General features: G+C 39.0%; 7 protein-coding genes. 4 read left to right on the top strand and 3 right to left on the bottom strand.

The annotated features are described in order from the left end of the window. Positions 1-24 precede the first annotated feature (24 nt). Genes AY601_RS07685 through AY601_RS07675 form a run of 3 tightly spaced genes read left to right on the top strand, consistent with a single transcriptional unit; the run spans position 25 to position 5,253 of the window. Positions 25-1,086 carry an efflux RND transporter periplasmic adaptor subunit gene (locus tag AY601_RS07685; protein ID WP_068398789.1) on the top strand — a complete coding sequence of 354 codons (1,062 nt, stop codon included), beginning with the start codon at positions 25-27 and terminating at the stop codon, positions 1,084-1,086. A gap of 9 nt (positions 1,087-1,095) precedes the next feature. Next, on the top strand, positions 1,096-4,224 hold the full coding sequence (locus AY601_RS07680; protein ID WP_068398787.1) for an efflux RND transporter permease subunit: 3,129 nt from the start codon (positions 1,096-1,098) through the stop codon (positions 4,222-4,224). A 6-nt stretch (positions 4,225-4,230) separates the two neighbouring features. Beyond that, positions 4,231-5,253 carry a DUF6268 family outer membrane beta-barrel protein gene (locus tag AY601_RS07675; RefSeq protein WP_068398783.1) on the top strand — a complete coding sequence of 341 codons (1,023 nt, stop codon included), beginning with the start codon at positions 4,231-4,233 and terminating at the stop codon, positions 5,251-5,253. A gap of 4 nt (positions 5,254-5,257) precedes the next feature. Here AY601_RS07675 and AY601_RS07670 read toward each other — a convergent pair whose 3' ends face one another. The 3 genes from AY601_RS07670 to AY601_RS07660 all read right to left on the bottom strand — a co-directional run bounded on the left by AY601_RS07670 (position 5,258) and on the right by AY601_RS07660 (position 9,297). After that, positions 5,258-6,124, bottom strand: a complete 867-nt coding sequence (locus AY601_RS07670; protein WP_068398781.1) for a cation diffusion facilitator family transporter — start codon at positions 6,122-6,124, stop codon at positions 5,258-5,260. A gap of 441 nt (positions 6,125-6,565) precedes the next feature. Then, on the bottom strand, positions 6,566-8,074 hold the full coding sequence (locus AY601_RS07665) for a phage tail sheath family protein (RefSeq protein ID WP_068398779.1): 1,509 nt from the start codon (positions 8,072-8,074) through the stop codon (positions 6,566-6,568). A gap of 479 nt (positions 8,075-8,553) precedes the next feature. Beyond that, on the bottom strand, positions 8,554-9,297 hold the full coding sequence (locus tag AY601_RS07660; RefSeq protein WP_068398776.1) for an SRPBCC family protein: 744 nt from the start codon (positions 9,295-9,297) through the stop codon (positions 8,554-8,556). Between the two features lie 222 nt (positions 9,298-9,519). On the opposite strand from AY601_RS07660, the gene AY601_RS07655 reads away from it, so the two are divergent. Then, positions 9,520-12,213, top strand: a complete 2,694-nt coding sequence (locus tag AY601_RS07655) for a PAS domain S-box protein (protein ID WP_068398773.1) — start codon at positions 9,520-9,522, stop codon at positions 12,211-12,213. Positions 12,214-12,273 lie beyond the last annotated feature (60 nt).

Raw genomic sequence — 12,273 nt, 5'->3', positions numbered from 1 at the left:
AAAAAAAAAACAATAGATAACTAGATGAAACGTAAACATATCATAATTCTGATCGTCGTGGTCAGTATCGGACTTATTATTTTTAAGCTCGCTGCAAATAAAAGCAAGCTCAATGCAAAGGAAAATCCAAAGGAGGATAATGCTGTAGTAAAGATACCTGTAAAAGTTGCTACGGTTAAGGAACAACTACAGGAAATCAACTTGATAAAAACAGGAAGTCTTGCACCATTTAAGGAGGCTAAAGTGCTTTCAACTGTTGGCGGAACAATGATACAGCTTAGGTTCAATCTGGGTGATTATGTAAATGAAGGACAGATCCTTGCAGTTATGGATACCAAGTTGATACAGCTTGATCTGCAAAAAGCACAGTCTAATGCAACCAAACTACGCCACGATCTACAGACGTACACAGAATTACTGGAAGGACAGGCAGCGACCCGGGAGAAGGTAAATGAAATACGTCAAAACTATACAGATGCTGAAAATCAGGTCAGTCAGCTTAAAAAACAGATAGCTGATGCGGCTGTCAAAGCGCCTACAAGTGGTACAGTTTCAGCAAAAATGCTAGAGCAGGGTGTGTTTGCCAATGCGGGAGCAGAGCTTGGAACGATCGTCAATCTTTCGCAGGTTAAAGTTCAGCTAAAACTCACCGAGAATGAGGTTTACCAAGCAAAGGTGGGTCAGCTGATCAAGATCACAACAGATGTTTATCAAGGGCAGGTTTTTAATGGTAAAATCACTTTTATCAGCCCCCAGGCAGATGAAACACATAATTACCTGGTTGAGATCATCGCTGATAATAAAGAGGGGTCTTTGCTGCGCTCTGGTACTTTTGTTTATGCTGACTTCTCCCGCAAAACGAAGCAAAATATCTTGCTCATCCCAAGGGAGGCATTGACAGAAAGTATCAAAGATGCCTTTGTTTATGTTGTCCGGAACGATGTTGTTCACCAAAAGCCAATCAAAACCGGTATAGAAATGAATAACCTGATCCAGGTGACCAGTGGCCTGAATGCTGGTGAGGTTGTGGTTACTTCAGGACAAATCAATTTAAAAGATGGTTCACCAGTTAATGTCTCAAAATAAAACATCATCATGTCAATAACCGAAATTGCCGTTAAGCGGCCCTTATTAATTATTGTAGTGTTTACCGTGCTGTTTATTTTTGGTGCAAGGTCCTATTTTAGTTTAAATTATAACCTGCTTCCAAAGATTGAAATACCTACAGTTTCTGTAAGTACCGTTTATCCCGGAGCTGCAGCGGCTGAAGTAGAAACTTCAGTAACCAAAAAGCTGGAAGATGCTTTTTCTGCTGTGGAAGGCCTCGATAAAATTATATCCACTTCGCAGGAAGGGGTGTCGAGTGTTGTCATACAGCTGAAAAGCGGAACTGATATTGATCAGGCGGAGCGGAATATCCAGCGGAAAGCTGATCAGGTTCAGAATGATTTGCCTGATAATGCAGATAAACCTGTGGTGAATAAGATCAATTTAGAAGAGGTACCTGTTATTAAGGCGGGGGTAACGTCTACAAAATCTCCTCGTGAACTATATGATTTCGTCGATAAACAGTTGCTTCCCATTTTGCAGAATGTAAAAGGTGTGGGACGGGTAACGATAGTTGGTGGTGATGAACGTCAGATACAGGTTAATATAGATCAGAACAAGCTGAAGTCTTATGGTTTGGGAATTGGTCAGATCTCTGATGTGCTGAGTAAAGCGAACCAGTCTTTCCCTGCCGGAAGTATAGAAACACGTGACCAGCAGTTGTCCATACATTTTGACGCCAGTGTTGTTTCCCTTGCGCAAATCAGAGGATTGGTTGTTCAGCAAAGGCCGGGCGCGGGCAGTATCTATTTAAAGGATGTGGCAGAAGTAGTAGATGCGACTGCTAAAACAACAGCGATCAATCACATTAACGGTATTCCGTCTATTGGTGTACAGATTATTAAACAGAGTGATGCTAACGCGGTTGATGTAAGTAAACAGGTTAAAAAGAAATTTGAAGAAATACAGGCTGCTTATAAAGACCAGGCTTTAAAGTTTAGTATATCTTCTGATCAGAGTATTTATACCCTGCGTTCTGCTGATGGGGTTATGGAAGATCTTGGGCTTGCAGTTGTTATCGTAGGTGCAATTATGCTCGCCTTTTTACATAGTTTCCGCAGCGCTATGTTTGTGCTTGTAGCGCTTCCGTCTTCTATTATTCCAACGTTTATTGCGATGTACTTTTTTGGTTTTTCACTCAACCTGATGACGTTGATGGCGATGTCTTTAGTGGTAGGAATTCTGGTGGATGATTCTATCGTGGTATTGGAAAATATATACCGTCACCTGGAAATGGGCTCGGATAAAAGGACAGCTGCTCTGGAGGGGAGAAGCGAGATTGGTTTTACTGCATTGGCGATTACCGCGGTGGATGTAGTTGTATTTCTGCCTATTGCTTTTGCAGGTGGTATCATCGGGGCATTACTTCAGGAATTTTCATTAGTAGTTGTTTTCTCTACGTTAATGAGTTTATTCGTTTCCTTTACGGTCACCCCAATGCTGGCCAGCAGGTTTGGTAAGATTGAAAAATTAAATGAGAATACTTTGTGGGGGAAACTGAACCTGGGCTTTGAGCAATTGCTAGATGGGCTTAAAGAGGATTATGGAAAGTTGCTGACCATTGTGATCCATAAAAAAAGATGGTTGTTATCAGGAGTTATTTTATTGATCATCGGAAGTATTTCTTTAGTCCCATTTGGTTTTATAGGCGCCGCGTTCATTCCGTCTGCAGATCAGGGGGAGTTGCTGATTAATCTTGAGTTGGCACCATCTACCACGCTGTATCAAACAAACATGGTTACGCAACAGGCAGAAAAATTGATTATGCAGGAAAAGGTCGTAACCAATGTCTTTTCTAGTATTGGTTTTACGAGTGGCAGTGTTGCAGGAACTACAAATAACAGTAATCTGGCAGAAATTACGGTTTCTATGGTGGATAAGAATGACAGGAACATATCCGCTGAAGATTTCGGTATTCAGCTTCAGCAGAAATTAAGTGCAGTGATTCCTGGAGCAAAAATTACCTCAGTGCCTACGTCTGTGGGCGGGGGCGCTAATCAGGCACCTATTCAAATTGGGATTAAGGGTCTTGATCTTAAAGCGATCCGCAAAGTTGCAGAGGAATATAAAAAGCTTATCGCCACTGTGCCGGGTACCAAATTTGTTGAACTTTCTGTTAAAAATCAGAAACAGCAAGTAGAGGTTAAGCTGAACCGTGAAAAGATGACGTTGCTGGGGATTGATGCAAGCCAGGTCGGTGCAGCTTTGCAAAATTCATTCAGCGGTAATAAGAAGAGTAAATTTAAGCAGGGCGGGAACGAATATGATATCCTGGTTAGTTTGGATAGGTATGATCGTTCTAATATTGATAATGTTAGAAATCTGTCTTTTACAAATAGTGATGGTCAGTCTTTTGTAATGAGCCAGTTTGCTGAGGTGAGAGAAGGTTTGGGCGAAAGTGTATTGTCAAGAAGCGACCGGTTAGGATCTATTAGTGTAAATTCAAATGTAGCGGGCAGACCTGTGGGGTCAGTTAATACGGATATCAAAAAGAAAATAAGCCAGGTGAAATTACCTGAAGGAGTATCAGTCGAATTTCTGGGTGATGCCAAAAGCCAGGGTGATGCCTTTGGCAGCTTATTTTTTGCTTTAGGGGTTGCTATTGTCCTGGTTTACCTGATCATGGTCGCTTTATACGAAAATGCAATTTATCCTTTTGTTGTGCTGTTCTCTATTCCTGTAGCACTGGTTGGTGCCTTGCTGGCTCTGGCACTGACCATGGAAACACTAAATATCTTCTCTCTGATTGGAATGATCATGCTGCTTGGCCTGGTCTCTAAAAATGCAATTCTGATTGTGGATTTTACGAATCAGCTGAAGGCTGAAGGATATACTGTGGAAAAGGCTTTAATAGAAGCGGGTAAGGAAAGATTAAGGCCAATCCTGATGACCACATTAGCCATGGTGTTTGGGATGCTGCCTATTGCATTGGCCAGTGGTGCTGGTGCAGAAATCAAAAATGGGATGGCCTGGGTAATTATTGGCGGATTGACCAGCTCGATGATCCTGACGCTGTTTGTAGTGCCGTCCATGTACCTCATCATTGAAAATCTGATGTTGAAATTTAAAAAGAAGAAAACCACAGAAGACCAGTTATTACTGGAAACTCATAATTAATAGCACATGAAGTACAAAACTCTTTTCTATTTCCATATTTTAATCGCAGCCTGTTCTACAGTAAATGCGCAAACAGCGCGGAAAGCCGCAGCAATCAAAAGGATGACAGACTCTTTGACCATGGAGGGATTGTCGGCTTATGCTATGCGATATCCACAATTGAGACAGGTCTTTTTCGCAACTGATATCATTGGCAAAGCAAACGTTAAAGGTGAGTTAAACGGAAAAGATCTGTATGAGGGTAAAATGAATATCACCAGGATCAGGTCTAATTTCAATGTTCCTATTTCAAATTGGGGCAAAAATGTGGTTACCGGTTCAATAGGGTATCAGCAGCAGCAATTGAAAACAACTGAAATTACAAGTTATGATCCTCGTTTTTCCAATGCAGACCTTAGTACAACAAAATCTACTATCAGTTTATCGGCTACTTTTGGCCGCTCGGATTCGGTTTTTAACAAGCTCATATTTTATGGACTGGGTATTTCTGGCGTTACCGATGAACTTTCTTCTATCAAAAGACTCAATTATATCGGTTCTATATCAATGCCGGTTAAAAGGGATCAGAATTCTTCTTTAACCATAGGTCTGGTTGTGATTCTAGATCCGTCTGCTATTGTTCCAGCGATCCCGATCGTGAGTTACTGGCATAAATACAAGGCTTCTAATGTTGAATTATTTGTTGATTTTCCTTCAAGAATTGTTTTGAGAAAACAGTTCTCTAAAAGGAGCTGGGCAACTGCCGGATCTGAACTGGGAGGGAGTTTATTGTTTTTTAACCTGGATAAACCATTATTACCGCAAAATAATATTTATACCAATGCGGAAGTCCGTACGGGATTAACGTTTGAGTATCTGGTGACAAAGAGGTTGATCCTGGGTGTAAATGGCGGACTGTATAGTGCCACAGCAGCCAGAATGTTTGACCGCAACAATAAACCGGAGGATTACTTTTTTAAAGCAAAGACTGGTTCTGCCCCATACCTTACTTTCTCGGTTTCTTTCCTGCCGTTTCTGAAAAGGTTATAATTTATCAGTTAGGCTCAATATGGATCAGGACATTTGCTAATTCCGGAAGTTTAGCGCGAAGTGTATCTTGCAGACGATGTGAGATGTCGTGTCCTTCTCTTACTGAAATATTTCCATCTACAATGGCATGCAAGTCAATATGGTACTGCATGCCTGCTTTACGCACGTAACATTTCTCGGTATCGATAACACCTTTAACAGTTAAGGATACCTGTCTGATGTTGACCACAAGGTCATCATATAGGTGTTCATCCATAATTTCCCCTAAAGCTGGCCTGAAAATTTTATAGCTGTTATAGAGGATAAAAGCAGCAGCGAAAAGGGCTGCAATATCATCTGCTGATTCGTAACCTTTACCTAATATTAATGCAACTGATATTCCTATAAATGCAGCAACTGATGTAATTGCATCGCTGCGGTGGTGCCAGGCATCTGCTTTTAAAGAAGAACTGTTTGTTTGTATTGCTTTTTTCATCACCTTTCGGAAAGAGATTTCTTTCCATACAATAAGAGCAGCCAATAAAATTAACGTCCATGGTTTTGGTAAAGCGTGTGGTGTTCCGATATTCTGAATGCTTTCATAAGCTATAATGGTAGCAGAGGTAATCAAAAAACCAACAACCAGGAAGGTCACTAATGGTTCTGCTCTTCCATGACCGTAAGGGTGATTTTCATCTGCTGGCCTGCTGGCATATTTAAGCCCAAAAAGTACAAGTAGTGAAGAGAAGATATCAGCAGTCGATTCTATCGCATCAGCTATTAAAGCATAAGAATTTCCGAAAACACCTGCTATCCCCTTTAGAATCGCAAGGACAGCATTACTTACAATACTGAAATATGTTGCCCGGACTGCTGTTTGATGATTCGTCATTTGACTGCTATTTTCGCTTTTCACGCTGCAAAGGTAAAATAAATCAGGTTTATCAATTGATAATATTTTTAGTTTTCTTAGCACATTATATTATCAGCAGACATCATGGCAAAATACTAATTTACAGCCAGATTGGTAAAGGGTATCTTTTTACTATTACACTTCCTGTCCAGTAAAATGTTGTTTTTTAATCAATAATCAGGGAATCTTTCCTTGACTAGTTTAATGAATGCAATTCCATTTGTATCTGGCATGCTCAGATCCAAGTATAATGTCAGTTTGTTCTGCTTGCTGCTATAGTTGGTTAATTGCCTATGTTCCGCTATCGTTTTCTCAATAATGCTTTCAGGCCGTAAAGTTATCTAACGGCTACGTTTTGGCTGCCCGAGAGGCTGCATTATCTGACATGAAAAATGTTTTTATATGTGGTTAGTAAGTAAACTAAGATTGTTGTTGTTGCTGGAATGTCAGTATGATAAATTCAGAAGGACTTACAATAGCTAACATGACCGTAATACGAATAATTCCATCAAGTATGTCATTGGGTGTCATAGTAGAGCCTAGTCCAATTTGAACGTTATAAGCTTGTTCTGGAGCTGCACCTGCAAGGGCGCCTTGTTTCCATAAATTATAGAGGAAATTATTAATCATACTACTGATTGTAATCCAGGTGTTTGCGTCATTAGCTTCAAAAACATAAGATCTGGTGGCCAGTTTTAAAGACTGCTCTATCATAATCAATGTGCGCCTAACGTTAATATATCTCCAGTCCTGGCTATTGCCGTCTAAAGTACGTCCGCCCCAAACCAAGGTACCGATGCCTGGAAATTGGCGGATTACGTTGATAGATTTTCCCGCCACAATATCTACATTAAGCTTTTGCTGTTCCTCATGAGAAACGTCAATAGCTGGTTCGTTGACCATCGTTAAAGAGACGTTCGCTGGTGATTTCCAAACACCCCTTGCAGTATCTACAAAAGTATAAATACCTGCAATAGCAGAACTTGGAGGAAGCAGGTTCTGCTTAGATCTGATCTCTTCGATGATGGCAACATAAGTAGGGCTTGCAGCTTTCAGTGATTGATGATAATTTGTTTTTGCTGCAGGTGTTAATTTGTCACCTGTTAATAATTCAAATGCAGCAACAATGTCTTTAACCTTATCTTCAGGTAACAAAACTTCCAGTTTTACTGCAGGATCAAGGTTCCGGTAATCAACCTCGCCAGGCTGTACTACAGAAGTTTTAAGATAGGGGTAGTAGGCTGCACCATAGTTCAGAGACTCTGTACCTATACCATCGCGAAATGCCTCACTATCTCCTTCAATTGTGTTTCCAGGTTTATTATAAACATCAAATATTCCAAATCGGCTTTGTATTTTGACGCAATGCTGTAAAACTAAAGTATAAAGGTTATAAGCGGTCTTTTCATCTTTTGCTATTACATCTGGCAATACAACCAGTGTAGGCTCATATTCCTTTTCTAGAATAGTGAAAACATCCTGATTCTCCGGACCGTTTGTAAAGTTTTTACTGTCAATTTCAAAACCGTCAGGTTTATCTCCGTAAGTGCCCACAGAAAGGATATAGCATACACTTCCGCCATTGTAATAAAATAGCCTGATCGCGTTATAAAGTAAGAACACATGATTTGGATTAATTTGTATCACTTTATCAGCACCATTAACTTTAAGGGTTTCTTCTCTCGCGACAGCCGGAGTAGGTGCATCTGCAATGGTAAATTGAGAATTGAAGCCCTTACCAAAATATTCTGCGAATACTGCAAGAGACGTAACACGTGCAGGTTTATAAACCAGCGATTTTCCATTTCGCTCTGCTTTTGCTGTGTAACCTATAAAAACTGGTATTGCGGTTTCTACAGCAACTGCGGATCCGGGAAAGGCATTTTTCTCCTCTATGTATACACCGGGGGGAGTGTAATCTAATGCCATAGTTTTCTAGTTTTACTGTTTATATTCATACACCCGTTTTTAGATTATTGGCTAGTTGCCTATAATGTTCATAGTTAATGTAAAATAGTTATTTTGCAGCTAATTAAAAAATTATAACACATTCAATTATTAGGGTTTGAAAACCGTTATACCCACAGTATAATTTAATCAGCCATGGCTTTTTGAGGATTGAATTATTGTTGTAAAATTTTTATGATAATCTGCTCTGTGAATTTTTGCCTGATTGATTAGTTTATTGAGGTCTAATTTTATCATTTCTGTTTTGGATTGTTTGATAACAGGACGATAAAAGCAGTTGATTTTGTATGAAGCAAGACCTTAAGTTCCGTTTCTAGAGAGTTGTTCTCATGGGGCGTTATTTCTCTGAGGTTATTAAATGTGATCTTTTAAGGTTTCTTGTTTTAAAGTAAAAGGTCTCCGTTATGGGGAGACCTTTTACTTTAAATTATGTTTGTTATTTAGCCGTTATGTTCCGAAATCCCTGCATACGCTCTGAAGTCGGCAGCCTCTGCATAGGCTTTGAAGCTTTGAATGTCCTGACGGATCATACGTTCGAATATTCCATTAAACAAAGAAGTAATGCTTCTGCCTACACTACCCGCAGGAGGGAAGTAATCGATCTCAATTTGCATCTCAGTACCTGTACCGTTTAAAGAGTCTTTAAATTCTATTTTACCTGCGTTGTCAATCGTAGATCCTTCGAGAGATTGCCAGCCCAGATATAGGCCTTCTTCTTCACGGGTGATTTCTGCGTTCCAGGTGAGATCCAGCAGCCCACCTGGCGTATTGGCCTCCCACAAGGATACATCATCACTTATTTCTTCCACATTTTTGAGGTGTTTCATAAATTTTGGCAGATTTGAAAGTTCACGCCAAAAGGCATATACTTTATCTTTTGGTGCGTTGACGGTAAGATTTTCAGTAATACTAATTGCCTGTGGATCAGTAGTATCTTTATCAAGTTTCTTATAAACAGGGCAAAATCCAGTAGCTCCGCGATAAAGCATCAGTCCGCCTGCTGCTGCACCCTGAATTCCCATAATTGGGTATTTTCCGATTTTCTTTATGCTTTTATAGACCAGCCATGTTCCGGCGATCAGCGAAACGATTCTTTCGCCCCGGTCGATGTTTTCTTTTCCTGTCGGCTGAAGGCCAAAAGCTGATAATTTGTCGATGATTTGAGTGCTCAGTTCGTTTTTCATATATCTTATTTTGTAGTACAGAACAAAGTGAAAGTACTTTGGTTTAAAGATTATGAAAAATTATTTCTCAAAACGTTTGCTGTAATAACCTTGATTCAAATGGAGTGAATAATGCTTGTGTATTTCTGAAATAAATCTTTACTGCTATGTTTTAATAGGTGAAGTAACTAAATTTACATGTTTCTAAAAATAAATCTATTTTAGCGCTTCTTTTTAATTGTGATGAATAAAACAACCTTGTTGAGCTGTGGTCAACTTCTTGATATATTTTCTACATCGCATATTGCCACTGCAATATACACCACCGACAATTTAATTATCGAAGCAGCAACTGATGCTATGATTCGTTTTTGGGGAAAAGACAGATCCATTATCGGTATGCCATTAGCTCAGGCAGTTCCGGAATTACAAGGACAACCTTTTATTGATCTGCTAAGAACCGTCTTAAAAACAGGTGTAACCAATATTGGAAAAGGTGTACCCGCAGTATTGGAATCGGATGGTGTTTTGAAAACAACTTATTATGATTACGAATATAAGGCTGTAAAAAATGACAGGGGGGAAAGCTATTGTATCTTACACCATGCAACTGATGTAACAGAGCGTATTTTAGGATTAAAGGCCATGGAGAATGAGAAGCAGCTGATTGTTAATTTAGAAAATGAACAGGTTTTAAATGAAGAATTGACTGCTGCAAATGAAAAGGTATCTGCAGCGTATGAAGAGTTACATACCATTAATGAAGAATTAAATAATAGCCAGCAGGAGCTGTATAAGCTGAATTCTGTTTTAGAAGACCGTGTGATTGAAAGGACAAAAAGTCTGGCTAAAAGTGAGCACAATCTTCGTTATCTGATCAATGATGCTCCTGTAGCTATCGGAGTATTAAATGGGACCAGCTTTATCATCGAGTCTGCTAATGAATACTTACTCAATACCTGGGGAAAGTCAAATGAAATTATAGGAGAAACGCTTTACGACATTATCAATGAGCTTTATGGTTTATCTTTTTCATCATCACTTGCTGAAAATTTATCAGTTGGTAATCCTTATGTGGGTGATGAAGTTAAAGGATTAAAAAAGTATGGCGACAAAACAGAAGAGATTTATACAAACTTTAATTTTAAGCCTTTAGTAGCCGAATCTGGTGAAATTGAAAAGATAATCATCATTGCAAAAGACGTTACTGAGAAGGTGAAGTCCAGAATTGTTATTGAAGAAAGCAAACATAGGCTTCATGAAATGATCATGATCACACCTGTCGCTATGGCGCTATTAAATGGTAAAGATTTAATTATTGAACAGGCAAATCATGCTATGGTCACCGATACCTGGCACCGTCAAAAAGAAGAGGTATTAGGTAAAAGCCTGATTGAAGTATTTCCGGAATTGGAAGGGCAGCAGTTTCCTCAATTGTTGATGAATGTATTTGATTCAGGGATTCGAGTGGCTATGCCTGAGGTGCCTGTAAAAATTGTACTTTCAGATGAATCTGTTAAGGAAATTTATGTTAACTTTTCTTACGACCCGCTGAAGAATAAGGATGGTCAGGTGGAATCAATTTTAGCTACAGTTATTGATATTACTGCCACAGTGACGGCAAGGCAATTGCTGGAAAGGAGTGAAGTTAAACTTCAGACTTCATTAGAGGAACTTGCCGCAACAAATGAAGAGCTTCAGGCCTCATCAGAAGAGCTAGCTGCAACAAATGAGGAACTTCAGGCATCAATGGAAGAATTAGCCGCAACCAGCGAAGAAATAGCAGCTTCACATGAAGAAGTACTGAGTACTAATGAAGAATTGTTAACTACGCAGGATGAGTTGGAAAAGATGGTTTTAAAGATCAGAGCGAGTGAAAACCGCTTTAAATTTCTATTGAATTCTATCCCACAGCAAGTCTGGACAGCTACACATGATGGTGCCCTTAATTATTTGAATGAAAGAGTGTGCAGTGATTTTGGTTATGAAAATGACGAGATAATTGGTCATGGATGGCAAAAATTCATTCATGCTGATGATTTGCCGGCGGCTTTGACTAATTGGGCAGATGCATTAAAAAATGGTAAAGAGTATTTAGTCGAATTCCGTTTGTTATTTAATGATGGAACTTATAGGTGGCATCTGGCAAGAGCACTTCCTTTGATAGAGAATGGCAGCATAACTTTATGGATTGGCACAAATACAGATATTCATCTTCAAAAAACTAATGAGCAGTTGAAAGACGAATTTATCTCAATTGCCAGCCATGAGTTAAAAACTCCATTAACGAGTATAAAGGCTTTCAATCAGTTGATTGTTAAGACTAAAGATCAGAATAAGTTAAATGCGTTTGTGATTAAGTGTTCCGATAATATTGTCAGACTTGAGAAACTGATTGCTGATTTGCTTGATGTAACTAAATTAAACGCGGGAAAGATTGAGTATAATATGGCTCCGTTTAGTTTTAAAAAACTATTAACTGATACTATAGAGAGTGCTCAGCATATATTTCCTTCTCATCAGATTATACTGGAAAATTGTTGTGATTTTGAATTTACAGGGGATCAGTTCAGGCTGGAACAGGTAATCAATAATTTTCTGACCAATGCAGTGAAATATTCTCCTGATGGAAAATTTGTACTGGTTAATAGTAGTTTAGCGCATGACCATGTTTTAGTTTCTATCAAAGATTTTGGTATTGGTATAGCTCCTTCAAATATCAATAAACTATTTGATCGTTATTTCCGGGTAGATAGTACAGCTATGCGGTTTGAAGGTTTAGGCCTTGGTTTATTTATTTCTTCTGAAATCTTAAAACGACATAATGGTGAAGTCGGAATAGAGAGTGAGCTTGGAAAAGGATCAACTTTCCATTTCAGACTTCCGTTAATTCCAAAAAAAGCACTAGAGAATATAGTGTCCAGGAGTGAGAATTAAAAAAGTATATATCTCAAGTTTGCTTTTTTTTATAGAAAGCTGTTCATGCAGGCTTACATT

Source organism: Pedobacter cryoconitis (genome assembly GCF_001590605.1).
Taxonomy (GTDB): Bacteria; Bacteroidota; Bacteroidia; order Sphingobacteriales; family Sphingobacteriaceae; genus Pedobacter; species Pedobacter cryoconitis_A.
The sequence above is the reverse complement of the archived record's forward strand: the minus strand, read 5'-3'. Positions and strand labels throughout refer to the sequence as shown.

Bases quoted from the DNA above. Each gene is read 5' to 3' on its own strand.
- AY601_RS07685 (WP_068398789.1), top strand. From the start codon at position 25: ATGAAACGTAAACATATCATAATTCTGATCGTCGTGGTCAGTATCGGA.
- AY601_RS07680 (WP_068398787.1), top strand. From the start codon at position 1,096: ATGTCAATAACCGAAATTGCCGTTAAGCGGCCCTTATTAATTATTGTA.
- AY601_RS07675 (WP_068398783.1), top strand. From the start codon at position 4,231: ATGAAGTACAAAACTCTTTTCTATTTCCATATTTTAATCGCAGCCTGT.
- AY601_RS07670 (WP_068398781.1), bottom strand. From the start codon at position 6,124: ATGACGAATCATCAAACAGCAGTCCGGGCAACATATTTCAGTATTGTA.
- AY601_RS07665 (WP_068398779.1), bottom strand. From the start codon at position 8,074: ATGGCATTAGATTACACTCCCCCCGGTGTATACATAGAGGAGAAAAAT.
- AY601_RS07660 (WP_068398776.1), bottom strand. From the start codon at position 9,297: ATGAAAAACGAACTGAGCACTCAAATCATCGACAAATTATCAGCTTTT.
- AY601_RS07655 (WP_068398773.1), top strand. From the start codon at position 9,520: ATGAATAAAACAACCTTGTTGAGCTGTGGTCAACTTCTTGATATATTT.